This window comes from Streptomyces sp. NPDC043861, from assembly GCF_056435905.1.
The window spans coordinates 146,275-166,199 of record NZ_JBWKDP010000015.1 but is presented as its reverse complement, the minus strand read 5'-3'; the positions used below and the strand labels follow the sequence as shown (position 1 = coordinate 166,199).

The 19,925-nt window shown below is 68.7% G+C and carries 14 protein-coding genes and 2 pseudogenes; 10 read left to right on the top strand and 6 right to left on the bottom strand.

What is annotated here, in order from left to right; genetic code table 11:
- Positions 1-331: 331 nt before the first annotated feature.
- On the bottom strand, positions 332-517 hold the full coding sequence (locus AC068D_RS29195) for a DUF1737 domain-containing protein (protein WP_478826083.1): 186 nt from the start codon (positions 515-517) through the stop codon (positions 332-334).
- A gap of 263 nt (positions 518-780) precedes the next feature.
- Positions 781-1,374 carry a TIGR03086 family metal-binding protein gene (locus tag AC068D_RS29190; protein ID WP_478826082.1) on the bottom strand — a complete coding sequence of 198 codons (594 nt, stop codon included), beginning with the start codon at positions 1,372-1,374 and terminating at the stop codon, positions 781-783.
- Positions 1,375-2,955: 1,581 nt separating this feature from the next.
- Between AC068D_RS29190 and AC068D_RS29185 the strand changes: the two genes are divergently transcribed.
- Complete coding sequence (locus tag AC068D_RS29185; RefSeq protein ID WP_478826081.1) at positions 2,956-3,684, top strand: DUF2470 domain-containing protein; 729 nt, start codon at positions 2,956-2,958, stop codon at positions 3,682-3,684.
- Between the two features lie 528 nt (positions 3,685-4,212).
- Here the strand turns inward: AC068D_RS29185 and AC068D_RS29180 are convergent.
- Complete coding sequence (locus AC068D_RS29180) at positions 4,213-5,022, bottom strand: S1 family peptidase (RefSeq protein ID WP_478826080.1); 810 nt, start codon at positions 5,020-5,022, stop codon at positions 4,213-4,215.
- A 1,434-nt stretch (positions 5,023-6,456) separates the two neighbouring features.
- Here AC068D_RS29180 and AC068D_RS29175 point away from each other — a divergent pair.
- The 3 genes from AC068D_RS29175 (at position 6,457) to AC068D_RS29165 (ending at position 11,445) form a co-directional block, all read left to right on the top strand.
- Complete coding sequence (locus AC068D_RS29175) at positions 6,457-9,834, top strand: pyruvate carboxylase (protein WP_478826079.1); 3,378 nt, start codon at positions 6,457-6,459, stop codon at positions 9,832-9,834.
- Between the two features lie 203 nt (positions 9,835-10,037).
- Positions 10,038-10,817, top strand: coding sequence for an alpha/beta fold hydrolase (locus tag AC068D_RS29170; RefSeq protein ID WP_478826078.1), 780 nt, complete (start codon positions 10,038-10,040; stop codon positions 10,815-10,817).
- 142 nt (positions 10,818-10,959) lie between these two features.
- Positions 10,960-11,445: an N-acetyltransferase family protein gene (locus AC068D_RS29165; protein ID WP_478826077.1), complete on the top strand. Its 486-nt coding sequence runs from the start codon at positions 10,960-10,962 to the stop codon at positions 11,443-11,445.
- Positions 11,446-11,462: 17 nt separating this feature from the next.
- Here the strand turns inward: AC068D_RS29165 and AC068D_RS29160 are convergent, their stop codons facing one another.
- Both AC068D_RS29160 and AC068D_RS29155 read right to left on the bottom strand, forming a co-directional pair.
- Complete coding sequence (locus AC068D_RS29160; RefSeq protein ID WP_478826076.1) at positions 11,463-11,855, bottom strand: hypothetical protein; 393 nt, start codon at positions 11,853-11,855, stop codon at positions 11,463-11,465.
- Positions 11,856-12,093: 238 nt separating this feature from the next.
- Positions 12,094-13,512: an NAD(P)/FAD-dependent oxidoreductase gene (locus tag AC068D_RS29155; protein ID WP_478826075.1), complete on the bottom strand. Its 1,419-nt coding sequence runs from the start codon at positions 13,510-13,512 to the stop codon at positions 12,094-12,096.
- 193 nt (positions 13,513-13,705) lie between these two features.
- On the opposite strand from AC068D_RS29155, the pseudogene AC068D_RS29150 reads away from it, so the two are divergent.
- From AC068D_RS29150 to AC068D_RS29140, 3 genes and pseudogenes are all read left to right on the top strand, one after another.
- A pseudogene (locus AC068D_RS29150) lies at positions 13,706-13,835 on the top strand (IS5/IS1182 family transposase); the annotation flags it as partial.
- A 44-nt stretch (positions 13,836-13,879) separates the two neighbouring features.
- Positions 13,880-14,311: a hypothetical protein gene (locus tag AC068D_RS29145; RefSeq protein ID WP_478826074.1), complete on the top strand. Its 432-nt coding sequence runs from the start codon at positions 13,880-13,882 to the stop codon at positions 14,309-14,311.
- Positions 14,312-14,478: 167 nt separating this feature from the next.
- Positions 14,479-14,603 (top strand): annotated as a pseudogene (locus tag AC068D_RS29140) (IS5/IS1182 family transposase); the annotation flags it as partial.
- Between the two features lie 12 nt (positions 14,604-14,615).
- Here AC068D_RS29140 and AC068D_RS29135 read toward each other — a convergent pair.
- Positions 14,616-15,143 (bottom strand): hypothetical protein, encoded by a 528-nt coding sequence (locus AC068D_RS29135; RefSeq protein WP_478826135.1) that lies wholly within the window; start codon positions 15,141-15,143, stop codon positions 14,616-14,618.
- 883 nt (positions 15,144-16,026) lie between these two features.
- On the opposite strand from AC068D_RS29135, the gene AC068D_RS29130 reads away from it, so the two are divergent.
- The 3 genes from AC068D_RS29130 (at position 16,027) to AC068D_RS29120 (ending at position 19,685) form a co-directional block, all read left to right on the top strand.
- Entirely contained in the window at positions 16,027-16,569 is a 543-nt protein-coding gene (locus AC068D_RS29130) for a toxin-antitoxin system, toxin component (RefSeq protein WP_478826073.1), read from the top strand.
- Positions 16,570-16,575: 6 nt separating this feature from the next.
- Positions 16,576-17,727, top strand: a complete 1,152-nt coding sequence (locus AC068D_RS29125; protein WP_478826072.1) for an MAB_1171c family putative transporter — start codon at positions 16,576-16,578, stop codon at positions 17,725-17,727.
- 404 nt (positions 17,728-18,131) lie between these two features.
- The gene (locus AC068D_RS29120) at positions 18,132-19,685 is read left to right on the top strand and encodes a serine/threonine-protein kinase (protein ID WP_478826071.1); all 1,554 of its coding nucleotides are present in this window, start codon (positions 18,132-18,134) and stop codon (positions 19,683-19,685) included.
- The last annotated feature ends 240 nt before the right edge of the window (positions 19,686-19,925 follow it).

Below are 19,925 nucleotides of genomic sequence, written 5' to 3'. Positions count from 1 at the left end.
CCCATGCCCTCGGCCGCAAGGGGCCGGGGGAGACCCCATGCCCTCGGCCGCAAGGGGCCGGGGGAGACCCCATGCCCGCGGCCGCAAGGGGCCGGGGGAGACCCCATGCCCTCGGCCGCAAGGGGCCGGGGGAGACCCCATGCCCTCGGCCGCAAGGGGCCGGGGGAGACCCCATGCCCGCGGCCGCAAGGGGCCGGGGAGACCCCATCGGCTGCAAGGGGCCGGGGAGACCCCATGCACCGGACGCCGCGGGCTTCCCGGCAAACCTGTCAGGTCACGGCACTGGCTGCATGACGCCCTGACGTGGGTGACGCCGACGCGGGGTCGAGTTCTACGGCAGTGCCGGCCAGATCAGCGCCTGGGCAACGATGACGTGCTCGCCGTTGAAGGTGACCGCGGGGCCTTCATGCAGTTCGTAGCCAAGGCCAATGGCCTCGCTCACACGTTGGCAGAACGCGGCGTCGTCCGGTCCGGTCAGGACCCGGTACACAGGCAATCCGTCTGGTGGTGCGCTCATGAGGAAACGATCTCAGACTCACCCGCCGACCACGGCGCCGGGCCATCGTGCGCCGTCAGCAACGGGATGACCCAACGCAGTTGGGTCACCGGGTCCGAGGTCGGCCGGCAGATTCCTGCGGCTCGGGGTCGGGGGCCGGAACTTCGAGCAGGCCCCGGAGCGGCCCCGTGGTCCGCGTCCAGGCGCGGAACCACGGGGGCTGGGAAGCCGCCCCCTTGCCGGCAAGGGCAGTTGGGATCAGATCGAGCGCAGCTGTCGGTGTCTCAGGCTGCCGGCCGCCAGTGCGGGTCGCGACCGAGGAAGGCCAGCAGCGCGGCCGCCCGGTCGCCGTCCTGCGCCCACGGCACGGCGGGGGCGAAGACCCCGAAGTCGTCGCGGAGGCGGTTGACGAGCTGATCAGCCGCGGCCCACAGGCCCTCGGTCAACTCCTCGTCCAGGGGCAGGTCCTGGCCGGACGCGGCCGCGATGTCCCAGGCATGTATTGCGGCGTCCAACGCGGCTGCGGTGGCTCCGAGCCAGACCGGCAGCGGACCCAGCGGCGTCGGCACGGAGGTGGCGTCCGCAGGCAGCTGGGCGTATGCACCGAACACCGTTGCCAGGGAACGGTCCAGGGTTTCGATGTGATGGTCGGGGAGGGCGTCGTCCGGCTGGAAGGGGTCGGACTGCGGGCCTGCCTGGCCGGTGATGGCCGCCCCGTATCCCTGCTGGTCCAGCCGTGCGTGGTTCAGCACCTGACGCACCGTCCACTGGTCGCACGGGGTTGCCGCGCCCCAACCCCCGGACGGTACACCGGCGACCGCAGCACGCAGGTATGTGTGAGCCAGCTCCAGCACCTTGAGACCGTCGATCGAGTTCATCCGTGTCCCCGTCCCCGTGATGTCGCCGGGCCCCTCCCGGCCTACTGACAGCAAACCTACAGAGTGTTGAGGACAGATACAGTCCTTATGGTTCTGGAAAGCAAGCCGAAGGCTGCTGGAGCGAAGATGTGCCCGCCGGGTGCCGCCAGGCACACTGCAGCAGGCGAGGCAGTCTCCTGAACCGCCGGGCCGTGGGAGTGCCAGGCGCGGGGGATCCCTCATCCGGTTCGGTACGACCTGGCGTCGGCGCTGACAAGCACAAGGATGCCCCCGCCCGGGACCGCGTGGCCGGATGGCGAGTCGGTGACCGGGTTCGGCGCCGACCATGGCGTGTCCCAGAAGGCCCGCCCGGGTGGGGTGGCGAAGGGCCTTTGCGCCCCTGTAAGGCCGCGGGCGTCCTTCGACGAACGAGGTCGATGACGGGCCGTCATCGCCGTGTCCGGGTGAGTGCGTCGGTCGCCGGTCCACCCGTGAGGCTCGGCTCGGGGCTGCTCGTGGGCGAGGCGCTGACGGATCCGCTGGGACTGGCGGACGGGGTCGTCGTCGGCGTGGCCGATGGGCTGGGGCGGCCACTGGAAGGGCTGGGCGTCGGCCTGGCCCTCGGGGGCGGCGCGCTCCTGCTGGCGGCGGGGGAATCAGTAGCCGGCGATTCCCGTTGGGCGGGCGTAGCGCGAGGAGACCGGGTGGCACCACGGTCACGTTCCCGGACACCTCTTCGGGCAGGGCGCGTGGCCGGGCGCTCCGGTGAACCGGAGGCTTTCGGTGGTGTGCTGACATCGACCGGGGGCTCGTCGGGAACCGCACGCTCCGGGCTCGGGGCCGCTCGTGACGGGCCGGCCGAGTGCTGGGGCAGCAGCGACGGGGCAGCCAGGCTGCCGAGCATGGCACAAGCGGCCGCGGCGAGAGCCCGACCACCGTACTTCTTCAGCCGCGGAGGGCAACGGCGCCTGGATGCGGGCACATCGGCCGAAGGCGTGGGGCCCGAGGGCACGTCGGGGGCCGCGAAGGAGCCCAGCCCCTCGCCGAGCAGGGCTTCCGGCACCGCCCGGGGCACCGTCCCGACTGGCGCAGTGATCCCGCTCCGGCTGTCCGGCAGTGGCATGTCGGTGTCGTGTGCCCCGCACTCCGGGCAGGTCACGGTGCCGTTGAGGGGGCGGCGACAAGGCAAGCAGTAGTCCATGGACTCGACCGCTCAGCGCATGAATCGCCGGAAGGAACCGCGGCCTGTCGACCCGGTTGGGCAGAAGCTGCCGGCGGTCGGCAGGCGGCGCTGTGTGTCACTCGAAAGCATCGTTGGCATGTGCGAACCTCGCTTACTCACCGGTCTGTGGGTGGCGCACCGGTTACCGAGGTCAACGAGCCTGGGCAAGTCGGCGTTCAGCCGACGGCAAGAACGTGGCGCACGCAACTCTCTTGCAGGGGATAGCCGGTCACGAGTCGGCCCCTGCTCCGACGCCGGGGCGACAGCCGTGGCCACGGCCGCAGGCCCGACCGAGCCCACCCTCATACCTGCAGGTCGGCGATGGTTCCCGCCATCTCGGGAAACTGCTAACTTAGGCAAGCCTTACCTAAGGAGTGCTGATGACCCTCGTGGACAACCGTGTCACGGGCCCGACCAATGCGGAGCGGATCCGCTCGATCGTTGCCGGGGCCGGATCCCTCAGCCTGAACACCGACGGCAGCTGCTACGACCTGATTGCCATGCACACCGTCGACGGCCGGGGGCGGCTGTTCCTCCACGCCCCCGTGGACAGCCCGCTGGCGGTCCAGGCCCGCTGCGCCGAGCACGGTGCCTTGGCTGCGCTGCTCCGGTTCACCGACATCGCCCCGACGGCGGTCCGTGAGCGGGTGAGGGCACGGGTCACCTTGTCCGGTCGGCTTGTACCGTCGGACACGCAGCCCACGGTGGGCGTCCTCGTGCTCCGCCTCGACGCTGCGCGGGCGTCCATTGAGCGAGAGGGAGTCGCCGAGGACGTCGGCCTCGACGAGGTGGCTCTGGCCGAGCCCGACCTGCTGGCGTTCCAGGAGGCGGCCATGCTGACCCACCTCGACGATGACCACCAGGATCTGGTGACGGCACTGAGCCGGCTGATCTGCCCGCAGGTGTTGCAAGGGGTCGTACGGGTGCGGCCGCTCGCACTCGACGCCTATGGATTCACGCTGCGTTGCGAATATGCCCGGGGACACTGCGACCTCCGCATCCCGTTCCCCGGCCGACTGCGTGAAGCCGGCGAAGTGGGGGAGCAGATGGACCGTCTGCTCGCACGGGGCGGCACGTGCCCGCACGATCACCGAGACGATCGGCCGTGACGGAGGAGGGGGCGCAGTCCCCGGGTCCCGCACCGCCCGCGGGACACAACAACCAGGTGGCCGCCATCATCCGCGCCGCCGCGCAGGCGGCCGCACTGTACACACCTCCGGGGCGGCGGGACGCCCCGTCGACGACCGGTGAAGACGGTCGGGCCATTTCTGCGGGCCTTTGGCGGAGTGAGTGCACCGGATCGGCGACGACGTAGGCCCGACGTGCGGATCGACGTCCGTCGGCAACCGGTTGGAGGCAAACCGGCCGATGGGGGGAGGCTCTCCGCGTACGCGCCCTGAGAAGGCCGAGCGGCGGCGGTCGGTGTCTGCTCGACCTCGAGCGGCAGCAGCGGACGCGCCTGTCTGCGCCCACCCGCGCAGACGGGGCTTCAGCAAGGTGATCCCGGAACCGGCCGGCGGGTCGCCGACCCACAACGGAAAGCCGCTCGCAGTCGACCTGATCGACGACGTCCTGCTGCCGCGCGCGGGTGGCGCCCGGCAGCAGAACGCGTTGGTGTTCGCCGAATGCCGGCCGGGTCAGCCGCTCATCTCCTCGGCGGCCTTCTTGATGTCTGCGGAGAAGGTGCTGACCTCGGTGTAGACACCCGGCTTACCCGGGCGTGCACACCCTTCGCCCCAGCTGACGATGCCGACCTGTATCCAGGCGCCTGCATCGTCCTTGCGGAACATCGGGCCGCCGGAGTCGCCCTGGCAGGTGTCGACGCCGCCGGTGTCCAGCATCCCGGCGCACAGCTCCTCGCCCGGTGTCAGCTGGTCGCCGTACGCATTCTGGCAGGTGGCGTCATCGATGGCCGGGACCTTGGCCTTGAGCAGGTATCGCTGCTGGTCGCCACCCTCCTTGTCCGCTCCCCAACCGGCTATGTCGAACTCGCCGTTGTTGAGTCTGTCGTCCGTGACGATCGGAAGCGTAGGCAGGTCGATCGGCTTCTCGAGCTTGATCAGGGCCCAGTCCTTGCCCTTGCCGTTGTAGCCGGGCGCCTGGAGGACCTCGGTGGACTTCACGCTCGTCGCGCCCGGGTCTTCGAGGTCGACGACGCCGGCCGTCGCGGTGATGCCGGTGTTCGGGCCGCTCGCGTCGACACAATGGGCGGCCGTCAGCACGATGTCCTTGGCGTACAGCGCGCCGCCACAGCCCATGGACAACCGGACCATGAACGGGAATTCGCCCTGCTCGGCCTTGGTGCCGCCGACGACGGTCGGGCCCAACTCACCGCGTGGGGTCGGTGTGGGGGCTGCGCCGGCCGAGCCGGTCTGGAGGCTGAGGGCCGCGAGGGCGACGGCACCCACCGCGGTCGTTGTCCTGAGGTGCTTGAGGTAGTTCGTCAAGAGACGTCCTCTCGTGGGGGGTTGTGCGCGGATCACCAACCCAGGCCCCACCGAGAAGCGGACACGCCGGCGCAGGAGCGCATGGCGGAAACAGCAGCGTGCTGCAAGGCGTCCGAACCCAGTGGGGGATGAGTTCGCAAAGCGCCTTGCGATTATGAAGAACACTTGCGCGAGTGACAAGAGTGCTGATCGCCTCAATGCCCTTTTGAGTCACGGCATTTGGGGGTCAAGTCGATTCACGGACGGATCGGCGGACGATCTTCGTCGTGATGGGGGAGCGTTCGGCAGGCAGTCCGGCCGGAGCGTTCCCGGTGCCCACGAGAACCGGCCTGGGAGCCTCCTGGAACCTTCCGGACACTGCGGCTCTGGTGCGTGCGGGCGACGCCTGTGGTCGAGCAGTCGGGGGACCGAGTCCCCACGGTCCGGGGTTGAGCGTGTTCTGCTGTCGGCAGGTCAAGGTGGTGGCGGCAGGACTCCGGCGGCCCCCGCCCCCAGGCGGCCATCGCCTTCCGGGAACGTTCCACCCTCGCTCTCTACACCGACGGTCTTGTCGAACGCTGCGAAGACATCGACACCGGGCTGGCTCGGCTCACCGCAGTCCTGGCCCGCCGCAGCGGAGCCGAACCTGAATCCCCGGCCACCGCTCCCTGGCCACCGTGCTCATCGCCGACCTGCTCCCCGGCAGCGGCGTCACCGACGACACCGCCCCGTCGTCGTCCGTCTCTGAGCTCGGGGGCCTCGAACCGACGACTGCCGCCGCCCCACCTGCCCCGGGCTCCCCGGCATCGTGACGCGGGCTCGCCCGACCCGTCGAGCGGGCGCCGCACCGGCCGAAAGGGGACGCAGAGGAAGGTGGCTGCACAGCTGCCCCGGTCCCGGGAACCGAAGGCACCGACGATGCGGGCCGGGCGGACGAGGGTCGGCGCCCGTCGGCGGGCTCCGTCGTTCCAGTGACGGAGCCGGGCGGTGCGTGCCCCGGGGCGACCGCATTCGTGTTCCCCCGTATGGACCCCACAGCTGTGTCATCAGGTACGGCGATACCCGCTGCAAAACCCCCGAACTGGACACCCGAAGAGAACCATCAACCACCACACGAGGGCTGTGGTACGGGCATCGTCCCGCCGGTCCGGGAGCCCGTACGCCGCTGTGGTGCAGCCGCCCGGTCGCCCTCGCCCAGGCCCGGAATGACCGCCGCGTCATGGAATTCGACCAATCGTTCGGCGCGGCCGGGCCCGGACTGCCGCGGTCTGCGCCGAGTACGCGGAGCAGGGCAGCGTGTTCAACGCCACGGACCGCCAACGCGATCTGGCCAGATGCCGTCGGGTACGGTGACCAACGCTTCGGCCTCCGAAGTGGGAGACAAACTCATCGACACCGTCCACGAGGACGACGGATGCCATGAAGGCACCCGGTGCGACACGACAGGGGAGTTTGATGTTCCGCAAGGTATTGGTCGCCAACCGAGGTGAGATCGCCATCCGCGCGTTCCGCGCAGCGTTCGAACTCGGCATTTCCACGGTGGCGGTGTTCCCTTACGAGGACCGCAACTCACTGCACCGGGCCAAGGCGGACGAGGCCTATCAAATCGGTGAACCCGGCCATCCGGTAAGGGCGTACCTCTCGGTCGACGAGGTGATCCAGGCGGCGCGCAAGGCCGGCGCCGATGCCATCTACCCCGGCTACGGCTTCCTGTCGGAGAACCCCGACCTGGCAGCAGCCTGCGCGGAGGCCGGGATCACCTTCGTCGGACCCCCCTCCTCCGTACTGCTCCTGACGGGGAACAAGTCCCGCGCGGTCGCGGCAGCGCGGGAGGCAGGGGTTCCGGTACTCGAGTCGTCGGAGCCGTCCACCGACGTTGATGCGCTGCTCGGCGCCGCCGACGGCATCGGGTTCCCGCTGTTCGTCAAAGCAGTCGCCGGTGGCGGCGGACGAGGCATGCGCAGGGTGGCGGAGGCCGGCGAACTACGGGAGGCGATCGACGCCGCGATGCGCGAGGCGCAGTCCGCCTTCGGTGACGCGACGGTCTTCCTCGAGCAGGCCGTGGTGAACCCGCGCCACATCGAAGTGCAGATCCTGGCGGATGCCCAAGGCAATGTCGTGCACCTGTACGAGCGCGACTGTTCGGTGCAGCGCCGCCACCAGAAGGTCGTCGAAATCGCGCCCGCCCCCAACCTGGACCCCGGTCTGCGCGAACGGATCTGCGCCGACGCCGTCGCATTCGCCCGCCATATCGGGTACGTGAACGCGGGCACCGTCGAGTTCCTCGTCGACGAGCGCGGCAACCACGTCTTCATCGAGATGAACCCGCGCATCCAGGTGGAGCACACGGTGACCGAGCAGGTCACCGGCCGGGACCTGGTGATCGGACAACTGCGCATCGCCGCCGGTATGTCCCTTCCCGAACTGCATCTGACGCAGGACGACGTCGTCCTGACCGGCACGGCCCTCCAGTGCCGCATCACCACCGAGGACCCCGCCAACGGCTTCCGGCCCGATACCGGCACCATCTCCGCCTACCGCTCACCGGGCGGGCCCGGCGTCCGGCTCGACGGCGGCACGGTGCACACCGGCGCCGAGGTGTCGGCGCACTTCGACTCGATGCTGGTCAAGCTCACCTGCCACGGGCACGACTTCGCCAACGCCGCCCGCCGCGCGCGCCGTGCCATCGCCGAGTTCCGCATCCGTGGTGTGGCCACCAACCTGCCCTTCCTCGGCGCGGTACTGGACCACCCCGAGTTCCGGGCCGGCCGGATCACGACCAGCTTCATCGATGAACACCCGGAGCTGATCCGTACCCGTCCGTCGGCCGACCGCGGCAGCCGGATGCTGAGCTACCTCGCCGAGACCACCGTCAACCGGCCCCACGGGCCCCGCCCGCTCGTCATCGATCCCATCGACAAGCTTCCTCCCACTTCACTGGGTGCGCCGGCGCCCGACGGCTCGCGGCAGCGCCTCGCAGCCCTGGGACCGGAGGCGTTCGCGGCCGAGCTCCGTAGCCAGTCGGCTGTCGCCGTTACGGACACGACTTTCCGTGACGCTCACCAGTCCCTCCTTGCGACCCGCGTACGGACCCGTGATCTGCTGGCCGTGGCTCCGCATGTCGCACGTACGGCGCCGCAGCTGCTCAGCCTGGAGTGCTGGGGCGGCGCGACCTACGATGTGGCGCTGCGATTCCTGGCCGAGGACCCCTGGGAGCGGCTCGCGGCCATCAGGGAGGCAGTACCCAACGTCTGCACACAGATGCTGCTGCGCGGGCGCAACACCGTTGGTTACACGCCCTATCCGACGGAAGTGACGGAAGCGTTCGTCGCCGAGGCCGCGGCGACCGGGATGGACATTTTCCGGATCTTCGACGCGCTCAACGACGTTTCACAGATGCGCCCGGCGATCGACGCTGTGCGTGCCACCGGAACGGCCCTGGCCGAGGTCGCGCTCTGCTACACCGCGGACCTGTCGGACCCCGGCGAACCGCTCTACACGCTGGACTACTACCTCCGCCTGGCCGAGCAGATCGTCGAAGCCGGCGCCCACGTATTGGCCATCAAGGACATGGCCGGGCTGCTGCGCCCGCCCGCCGCGCGCACACTGGTGACCGCACTGCGCGAACGGTTCGATCTTCCGGTGCATCTGCACACCCACGACACGGCGGGCGGACAGCTCGCGACGCTGATCGCCGCGATCGATGCCGGGGTCGACGCCGTCGACGCCGCGGTCGCCTCGATGGCGGGCACCACCAGCCAGCCGTCGCTGTCGGCACTGGTGGCGGCGACGGACCACACGGAACGGGCGACCGGCCTGTCACTGCAGGCAGTGGGAGACCTCGAGCCGTACTGGGAAGCCACTCGGAAGGTCTACGCGCCGTTCGAGTCCGGCCTTGCCTCGCCCACCGGGCGGGTCTACCACCACGAGATTCCCGGTGGGCAGCTGTCGAACCTGCGCCAGCAGGCCATCGCGCTCGGCCTCGGCGACCGCTTCGAGCTGATCGAGGACTGCTACGCGGCGGCGGACCGGATGCTGGGCCGACTGGTGAAGGTGACTCCGTCCTCCAAGGTCGTGGGCGACCTCGCGCTGCATCTGGTCGGAGCCGGAGTCGAGGCCGCCGACTTCGAGTCCGACCCCGGCAAGTTCGACGTGCCGGACTCGGTGATCGGATTCCTGCGTGGTGAGTTGGGCGACCCTCCCGGTGGCTGGCCCGAGCCGTTCCGCACGCGCGCGTTGCACGGCCGCCCGTCGCAGGCGAAGACCCCCACCTTGTCGGCCGAGGACCGGAGCGGTCTGCAGGACGCGCGCCGGGCCACCCTCAACCGCCTGCTGTTCCCCGGCCCGACCAAGGAGTTCGACGCCCACCGCGAGGCGTACGGCGACACTTCCGTACTGCGTACGCAGGACTTCTTCTACGGCTTGGAACCGGACACCGAGTACACGGTCACCCTGGAGCCCGGCGTCACACTGCTGATCGAACTGGAGGCCATCTCCGAGGCCGACGAACGGGGCTTTCGCACGGTGGTGGCAACCCTCAACGGTCAACTGAGGCCGGTGTCGGTGCGGGACAAGTCCATCGCCACGGAGGTCAAGGCAGCGGAGAAGGCCGAACGGGGCAACGACCGCCAAGTCGCCGCGCCGTTCGCCGGAGTGGTCACGCTGCAGGTGGCCGAGGGCGATTCGGTGTCCGCGGGCCAGACGGTGGCGACCATCGAGGCGATGAAGATGGAGGCGTCCATCACGGCCCAGAGCAGTGGAACCGTTCGCCGGCTCGCGATCGGCAAGATCCAGCAGGTCGAGGCCGGGGACCTGCTGATCGAGATCGGCTGACCGGAGGACCGAAGCATTGAGCCCGCCGGGGTCCGGTACCGGCGGGCCTTGCTCACGCCGGCTTCCCGTGCCGTGAACAGCGCCGGGGCAAAGGGAGGAGCACCTCCGGCAGCCCCGGCGAAACCAGCCGCACAGCGCGGCTGGCCGATGGCCGACGCAGTACCCGGCCCCACACTCCACCACACCCCAGGAGACCACGACCCATGCCGCAACTCGATGTCGACGGCGCATCACTGACGTACGACGACGAGGGCCCCATCAACGGTGAGGCCGTGCCCCTGGTGTTCGTCCACGGCTGGACGGCCAACCGGCACCGCTGGGACCACCAGATGGAACACTTCGCCCACGAGCGGCGAGTGATACGGCTGGATCTGCGCGGGCACGGTGAGAGCAGCGGATCGGGGGCGCGGACCATCGACGAGCTGGCCGGGGACGTCCTGGCCCTCCTCGATCACCTGGAGGTCGACCGGTGCGTCCTCCTCGGCCATTCCATGGGCGGGATGATCGGGCAGACCATCGCCCTGGCCCACCCCGGGCGGGTCGAGCGTCTGGTGCTGGTGAACTCCATCAGCCGAATGACCTACGGGCGGGGGCGGGCCCTGCTGATGGCGACATCCACACTGGCGCCGTTCAAGCTGTTCGTCGCCGCCAACATCCAGCGGGCGTTCGCGCCCGGCTACCCGCGCAAGGAGATCCGGGAGCACATCCGGGCCTCATCGGCCACCCCGCGTGAGGTGGTCATGACCTGCTACTCCGCCATGCGGGACTTCGACGTCCTGGACCGGGTCGGTGAGATCCGCATGCCCACCCTGTTGGTGCACGGCTACCACGACATCCAACTGCCGGTCTCGCAGATGTTGCGGATGGCGAAGGCCTACCCGGATGCGGTGGTCCGGATCGTGGACGCCGGTCACGAACTGCCACTGGAGAAGCCCGCGGAGCTGACCGCGGCCCTCGACGGGTTCGTCAGCGGACGGGCATGAGCCAGTGCCGCATCGGGCAACGTTTGCCCTGTCCTGGTGTGACGGGTTCGTGAGCCGGCATCGTTCACTGCGTCTCGGCTGAGGTGCGGCGGAGCGGCTGGAGTCGGGGGCCCGACCCTCACGCGTCAGAGTGGGAATCACCGTGTCGACAGGACAGCATCACCCCGTCATCCGGCCTGCGAGCGGGGAAGATCTTGAGGACCTCCAGGCGCTCGCGCGTCGCACGATCGACACTTGTTACCGCGCCTTCCTCGGCGACGAGGAGGTTGACCGGTTCATCGGCAGCGGTGCTTCGGACGCCCACGTGACGAACCATCTGGAGCGGGGTGGACTGCACTGCCTCGTCAGTCAGGAAGGCCGGATCATCGGCTTCTCCATCCTCGATGGCCCCACGATCGACCTGATGATGGTTGACCCGGATCACCACCGTCGGGGGCTGGGACGCCTCCTGCTGGAGCATGCGGAAGCAGCACTCCTCGCTCAGTACTCAACTATCCGACTTGAGAGCTTCGCGGACAATGCCGCGGCCAACTCGTTCTATGAGGCGTGTGGTTGGCTGCACGGGGACCGGCTGACAGGCGAGGGACCGGCCAAGGTCGAGTACACCAAGAGCGCCACGAACGATTGAGGGCTGCTCATACCGGGTCAGGCAGTGTCGGCCCTGGCGACGACGGCGCGTAGGAGCTGGTCGTCGGCGTGGCGGTTCCGCCAGATGATGCAACGGCGGATCGTGCTGCCCTGCTCCTGGTGGTCGGCGTGGTCCGTGGCGTCGAGGGTGAAGCAGCGCAGGGCTGTGAACCGGGCCTCGAAGGTCGCGACCTCCCGCACTGCCGGTGGTCGCGGGCCGCCGGGGAAGGGCCCTCCGGGCTGTCCGGAGGCGTCGTCCTTCGGTGACCCCCGTCTTCCGAGAACGGCGCTCCTTCGGTGCGGTGTCGTTCCACGCAGCAGGCGCAGGCGCTGCGCCGTCGGCTCGTCCTGGATCGGGCGGAGAGTGCTTCCCACAAGGACGTTGCCGCCCGGCTCGGTTCCCTGCCGCATGTGGTGGGCTGCCGGGCGGCAGGTTCATCGGGCATTGCCTCTCAGGCCTGGGCGACATGCCACGGTCGGGAGACGCCTCGACCAGTGACGGGAGGTCAGGATGCCCGGTCGTTGCCGGAACACCGGGAGTCCGCACCGTGGGCCCACCCCACTGCTCGAGGCGGTCGATGGCGCAGTCGCCGGCCTCCCGCCGATCGCAGACCCCGCAAGGAGTGGGTGCCGGCGCGGGGCTTCGGCGTCACAGCCCATTCTCGTCCGGCAGGAACGCCGCGCGCTCCTGGTCGGTCAGTGGCGGCGCAGTGAGCAGGGGCAGCAGCGGCCCGCGAATGGCGGCCAGGGCGACAGAGGGCCGAACGAGCTGTGCGATGCCCTTTTCCAGAGTCATGACGTCGGTGATCGCTTGGACCATGCGGAAGGACCCGGTGGCCGTCATGGTCAACCGGTGCATGTACCTGCTCAGCTGGCGATCGACGGCATGGGGCTTCCGGCCGTCGGAGTGAGGAAAGTGGATGTCCTGCCCGGTGGCGAGTTTCCACGCGACGTCGGTTGGCCGTGCGACGGCCCGCAGGACCCTTCGTGCGAAGCCGGTTGCACTCGGATCCGTCCGCTGGAGTTCGGCGCCCAAGGAGAGGGCTCCCAGCGCCGCTACGGACATGCCATGCCCATAGACCGGGTTGAGAGCTGCGACGGCGTCGCCCACGAGGACGAAGCCCTCCGGGGCGGTGCCGAGCTTCTCCCAGTAGCGGCGGCGGTTGACGGTACTGCGGGTGACGAAGACGTCGCTGATGGGCTCGGCGTGTGACAGGACTTCGCCCACAAGAGGATGCCGAAGCCCTCGAGCGAATTCCAGGTAGGCCGAACTGTCGGCAACGGGCTCGCCGCCACGCGTGCCGGAAAGAGCGACGATCCAGCGCTGTCCCTCGATCGGAATGATGGTCGCTGTCCGCCCGGGTAGTCGCTCGCGGGGATCTGCCTGGATGTTGAGCGCGGTGGGGTGGTCCAGGCCGGCGGGGGCTTTGTACAGCCTGCTGGCGTAGACGACGCCCGCGTCGATGGTCTCTTCTCGAACCGTGGGAACTCCGAGCTCGCGCAGCCACAGAGGCGCTCTGGAGGAGCGGCCGGTGGCGTCGATCACCAGGTCGGCGGACAGGTGCTCCTCGGTGCGGTCGGCGTGCGTCACGATCGCGCCGGTCACTCGACGTGAGGAGCCGGTGAGCCGCTGCGGCTCGGCGCCGGTCAGGAGCCGGACCGTGTCGTTCTTCAGGACTCGTTCACGCACAACCCAGTCGAGCAGATCTCGGCTGGAGGCGATGATGAAGTGGGATGCCTTGCCCCAGCGCCTGTACCAGCCTGCGGAGGAGTAGGAGACCAAGCCCGTCGGCAGGGGTATGCGATGGGCACCTGCCTCCAGCCATTGGTCGGTGATGCCTGGTAGAAGGCCCTCCATGGCCTTGGCGCCGCCGGACCAGAGAATGTGCGCATGGCGGGCCTGAGGAAGTCCCTTGCGGGGATCCGGCCGGCTGGGCAGCGTGTCTCGTTCGACGATGGTCACTCTGTCGAAGTGGGGTACGCAGGCGGCGGCGGCGAGAGTGCCGGCGAGGCCACCTCCGAGCACCAAGGCATGGCGAGTCGGGCGCAGGGATGGCGTTCTGGTCATCGTGTGGGCTGCTCTCTTGTCGGGTCGCTGGTGGGCCCAGTGTCCCAAAGGACAGGTGGGGGCGTGTGCTTGGGAACGAGGCCTGCTTCGCGCGGCCAAGGTGCGGGGAGGAACCCACGTGCTTTTCAGCCATATCGGCAACGCTTCAGTCTGATCGAAAAGCGCTTCGGGGGCCACGTGCCTTGCCTGTCCGTTGTGGAGCCACGTTCACCGGGCTGAGCCCGCGGCGCTTCGGCAAGCTGGTTGCTGCGATGCGGTGCGAGGGCGCGAACCCGGTACGCAAGGCCCGGCCGTGGAACCTGACAGTGGAGGACCCGATCCTTCCAGGGCGTCTATCCGAAGTGAATCGTGTGCATAGGGTGTCGGCATGTCGCTGAGCCACGTGGTCCTCTCGTCCGGTCGTTCGATCGAGCTCACCGAGCTGCGGATGTCCTCGACCTACGGGGGGATGCTGGAGGGCTACCCGTGCAAGCGCATCAACGACATGAAGGTCAGTGGCCTCCGGAAGGAGGCAGAACGCGAGTTCTCGTTCGCGCCGGTCCATCTCGTTCCGCCCGTCCGCGAGTACCCGGACCAGACCGCCGGCCCGTTCGGCCCCGTTGAGGTGCTGCCCTCGGTGGCTTGCATCGGTGTTTTCGGCTCGACAGCGATCGCTCCTGAGCTCGACCCGGTGCTGCACCACTCCGTTCTCACCGTGGTCTGGTTCCAGCCCGTCCCGGATGTTCCGTCGGGCGAGGACGTTGATCTTGCTCTTCGGAGCATTCGCTGGGAGGAGCTGGCCCAGGACCGCGAGCTGTAGAGACATGTGCTGATCACAGCCACTCGTTGATGGCCGCGACGGACAGTGGCCCCAAAGCGGACCGCGAGCACGTCGTAGCGGGTGGCCACAGCCCGGTGACGCTTGAGGCGGTTGATCCCGCACTCGACACGCGTGGCGCTCGCGGTAGTCGTCCGGGTCGAATTGCGGTCTCATGGCTGTCCGGCTACACAGACTCAGCCCGCGCTACGAACGCCATCCCCGCAACTACCCGGCGTTTCTCAGCCTCGCAGCTGCCCTGTGCTGCTACGGGCGACTCCTCCGCCTCACCACACAGGACAACTTCTCAGTCCTGGCAGCCTTCGATGTCGTCCTCGCACCCCTCCACATCGTCGCCATCGATGGTGCTGAGGTGCCAGAGCGCAATGCCGTCGGTGTCTCGTCCCGACGGGGTGATCCGGGCAGTGAATCGGGAACCGACAGGGATGTTGAACCGGTCCGCCACCCGGTCTCCGCACTGCACCTCCCACTCGCTCTCCGTGCCTTCACGAGTGAGCGTGAGAGTGAGCAGGCGGGGTCCTGGGGCCTGACATGCGATGTCGAATGCGTAGGGCTCGTTGCCCTGTGTCGTGAAGGTCCTGGACAGCCCTTCGGCCAGGCGTTCCACGCCGGAGTCCACAAGGGAAGTGCTTTGCACGCCCGCGGCGTTCAGGGCGCGGGAAGCGCGCATGACGGCGTCCTCCTCGTCCGCCTTCCCCTCCCATGACGGCGTCGGCGACGCTCTCGGTGTGTTGCTGTGTTCCGTGCAGCCGACGGCGAGGACCGTCAGGGAGAGGCCGACGACAACAACGGTCAGGGTGTGGGGTGTGCGCATGGGCTCCATCCGACGTCCACGAGTGGCGCCGCGCCCTTCGGATGCGGCGCCATTGCGTCACTGAGCTGAAATGCTATCGATCGCGGCTGCGGTACCGACTCGGGCCGGGATCGGCACGACGGACGGACGACGACGCCTGTTCAAGGAACCCGCCGCGCCCGGCTGCACTTGTTCGCCGGCCGTCCCGCCCTGCGAAGGACGCCTCTGCCCGGTTGCCGTCCGATCGCGGACCATCCATCGGTTTATGACAGAGGAAAACTTGGCGCTGATCCGACGTGCGAAGTCCGGACATCGCTCAGTTCGACCTCGACTGCGTAGCCGATGGGCCCGGCGACTCTGTCAGGGCAGGCTTCGGCTGTGCTTTCGCGTCTGCTGACCGAGCCGGTGGAGTCATGGATTGATTCAGGCAACGTCTTCGACGGAACTCACGACAACGTTGCGGCTCAGGGCCAGTCCTGGCCAGATCGTTCGACGAGGCCGTCCCATGGCCATCCATGCACGTCTCAAGGTATGTGCTGCCCAAGGGAGTTGGGGCGTGACTGCATACAGGCCAACGAAAGCGGAAGTTGTGGTCCGACGTCCATGGAGCCATTACCCTGCAGGGACCTCACCCGTACCGCGAGCACACGCGCTCGCACGAGCAAGGAGACCAGAACGTGGCTGATGGGTACGCGGAGGCCCCGGAGGACGCCGCGCAGACGACCGCAGCCACAGTTGACCGCATCATCGGGGGCAGCCGGATGTCCTGGGTACGGTCCGAAGACACGCGCGCTTGTCTCGTCCGCCGCACGGTCAACCGCCAGGCAGCATCAGTGGGCGATTGGTCGGGCATGCGGCTGAGGAGGCAACTTGTGCTGAGCGGCGTAGCGTTACGGGGAGACCGGTGAGCATTACCAGAAAGATGCGAGAGCTGCGCAACGACCTCGTGGACGGCATTGTCAGGCCATTGCCGGAGGACGCTCAAGAGCTGATGGGGGCCATGTGCCAGTACATGGGCGGTCGCCGGGGCAGGGATGTGCTGCTGCGGTTCGCGGAGTTTCCGCCCAATACGGCGAGTGGCCTCTGGCTGGACATGGAGGACATGGACGTCATCGTCGTCGAGAAGCGCGCCCCGCAGGAGCACCAGATGGTGATCTTCGGGCATGAGTTGTGGCATATGCACGCAGGCCACTGCACCAACCACAACCTCGACGGACGAGCTGCCGCTGCCCGCTGGCTCGAAACCGATCAGGGCCTGAACGCAGTGGTACGCCACATAGCCGCACGTTCCTCGGACGACCATGACAACGAGGCGGAGGCGGAGAGTTTCGGCTATCTGCTGGGGGCGTCCTGGCGTGCGCTGCTGAGTCACGGGAGGCGAGAGCTCAACCGCGACGTCGCCGCGCACCGGATCCAGATTTCTCTGGGTCTGGTCGACAAGATCTGAGACGCGGTGGAAGAGAGCCTGACGTTCTACGTTCCCGCGGTCATATCGGTGTTGTTGATCGCCCTCAGGCTGCCGAGCATTCGCAAGGCATGGGACGACCCACTCATGCGATCAGTCGGCTGGGCGTTACTGATGGGCGGCACCGTCTTCATCTTCGCCTCCCCGCCCATGATCGCCACACTGAATGAAGCAACGGGGATCACGAACTTCTCGGCTCCCTTGGTCTACGTGATCATTACACTCTCCAGTGGATCCTGCGTTCATCTCGTCATCAACTGGCGGGGAGGCTCTCCCGAGTACGTGCGACGCGCGAGCAGGTGGTGTCTGGGGGCGTACGGTGTGGTCGCCGTGCTCCTGGTGACATTGTTCGTCATGGGTGAAACGCCGGCAGAGCGGCTACGTGACTTCGACACGTACTACGCGTCGACTCCGTTCATTCGCGAGATGATCCTGCTGTATCTCGTGGCGCACATGATCGCTTCGGTCCTCATGACCGTCCTGTGCTGGCGGTGGTCCCGCATGGTGCGTTCCTGGCTTCGTACGGGTCTCGTCATGATCGTGGTCGGCTACAGCCTCAACCTCGGCTTCGACGCGGCAAAATTCACGGCGATCGGTGCGAGGTGGGGCGGCCGGAACTGGGACTTCCTGAGCACCTATGTGGCGCCGCCACTTGCGTCGGTCTCCGTGGTTGTCATCCCTGTGGGATTCGTGCTCCCACTGGCCGGCCGTTGGGCGTCCCTCACCTGGCACGACTGGGTGTCCTTCCAGCACCTGGGGCCTCTGGCAAAGGAGATGGAAGACCTGAAGGCCGGCAGGATCGTTTCACTCTCACGCACCGATGTGTCGCTCCGCCTCACGCAGCGAGAGGCGGACATCAATGACGCCATCCTCACGCTGCACCCGTTCCTGGACCGGCACCGCTGGGAGCGGGCGCACGAGCGAGCCCACGGGGAAGGGCTGTCCCTGGCAGACGCTGCTGCTGTGGCCGACGCGGTCATGCTGATCGCCGCGAAGCATCAGCGCGAGCAACACGGTGAGACTGCGCCGAAGACGGTCGGCGAGCCGCCGAGGAACCTTTCTCGTGTTTCCCAGTTGCTACATCATCCCCTCGTCACAGAGCTCACCCGGTCCGCCGCCACAGAGCTCAGAAGCACATGAGTGCACGACGGGTGTCCTGAGACTCCGGCACCCGCGGATGTCGTCATCCAACGCCTCACTCCCGACCTCGGCCCGGCTGTCGGCCGTGGCTGCGCCAGGGGTCCAGCGCCGGGCCGTCGTCCGCGCTGCCCAGGGCGCCCCCAGCGCCCGGCAGATCCAGGATTCCCGGCCGATGGTGCGGCCCAGGACGGCCCGGGCAGCACTGGAACGGCGAGCCGGCGGAGCTGCCCACGAACCGGCCCGGGCAGCCGGTACAAGCGCGGGCGCCGCAGGGCGCCTCTCCGCAGCGGGCGCTGGGTGACCGGCCACGCCAGGGCAAGCGCACTCGCACACAAAACCTGCTCTAGAGTCGGCCGCGGGACGCAGCAGAGGGCAAGCTCGGCTGAACGGGACAGGGGGAGTGGATGGAGGCTCTTCGGCCTGGTGATCCGCGGGACATCGGCGGATACCGTCTGTTGGCGCGGCTGGGTGAGGGAGGCATGGGCGAGGTGTTCCTGGCCCGGACGGTCTCCGGCCGGCCACTTGCGCTGAAGACCGTGCACCCGGAGATGAGCAGGGAGCCGGGATTCGCCGAACGGTTCGCCCGGGAGATACGTACCAGCGACCGTGTCCGATCCCCGTGGACGGTTTCCGTCGTGGACTTCAGCCCGCCGGGGCAGTCGCCGCAGTGGCTGGCGACGGAGTACGTCCCCGCGCCGTCGCTGGCCGACTGGGTGGGGAGGCACGGACCGCTGGCGGAACCGTCGGTCAGGGCCCTGGCCATGGAGTTGTCCTCCGCTCTTGTCGCGGTCCGCGAGGCAGGGGTGGTCCACCGCGACATCAAACCGGGCAATGTCCTGCTCGGCGCCCAGCGGCCCTTCCTGATCGACTTCGGCATCGCCCGCGCCGCATGGGACCCGCGCCGCACACAGACGGGCACGATCATCGGCACCCCGGGCTACCTGGCGCCGGAACAGGCGCGAGGAGCCGAGGTCGGCGCGTCGGCGGATGTGTTCTCACTGGCGGCGGTCCTGGTGTACGCCTCCACCGGCCGCAGCCCGTTCACGGCACCCGGCGAGGACCTCGCGCTGCCCACGCTGCTGTACCGGATCGTCCACGAAGAGCCCGCGCTCGACGGAGTCCCGCCCACGGTTCTCCCTCTGATCAAAGAGTGTCTGACGAAGGATCCCGACTCCCGCCCCACAGCGGACGAAATACGAAGACGGCTCGCAGACACCGACCGTCGTTGGGGTCTGACCGTGTCCGACGCCTTGAGGTCGGACGTCAAGCACAGGGAAACCGCTGTTCGGGACCTGCTGGCGGGCACGCCTGCGGTCGCTGCACCACCGCCCGCCCCCTCTCCGAGCGGGGTGGCAGACGGTCCCGCCAGTACCCGGCTGCCGCCCGTCCCGTCCTTCCCCCCACGTTCGGCCACTCGGCGGAAGCGGGTGCTGCAGGTGGCCGGCGCGGCGGCCGTCGCCGTGGCCGTGTCAACGGCGATCACGTTGCTCCTCAACTCCCCGGGAGGTCAGAGCCGGGAGAACTCTGCCTCGTCCGCCCCGCCGGTCTCTCCTTCTCCCTCACTGCCCGCCGCATGGACGGGAACCTGGACGGGCACCGGCCCTGGAACCCCCGGGGCGGATGGCATCCTCCAGGCCCGGACAAGGGAGTTCGCCGTCACCGTCACGCTGCACCCCGGATCCGTCGGTGAGCTGGTCGGCCGCCAGGTCAGCAACCTCGAGGACATCGACACCGGAGGCGACCGGGGATGCACCGAGGCACTCGAACTGCGCCAGGTCCGCCGGAACACCATGGTCCTCACCGCGGTCACCAGTCGCCCCACCGACCGCTCGGCCACCTTCGCATGCCCCCAGGGCAATATCTACGTGGTCACCATGACGCAGCCGGACCGGCTGACACTCGAGATCGAAGGAGCGCAGTCGGCGGGCGCACCCTCCTCGCTGGAGCGCCGTCGGTGACGTCCGATCTCGGCAGGCCCACTTCGTAGGCCGCCTCGATGCTCGACGTCCACGGCCTCGCCCGGATCGGTCGCGGGCATGTTCACGGCACCGAACCGCTCGCGCTCGGAGCTGAGCACCGGGTCGGAGCGTCGGGCGGCGTGGTCATCCATGGCGGCCCGCCACAGGTGCCCCTTCGCGTCCGGAGCGGGATCCGGCCTCTGTCCCCGTGCAGACCTGCCGCACCCGACAGGCGACGAG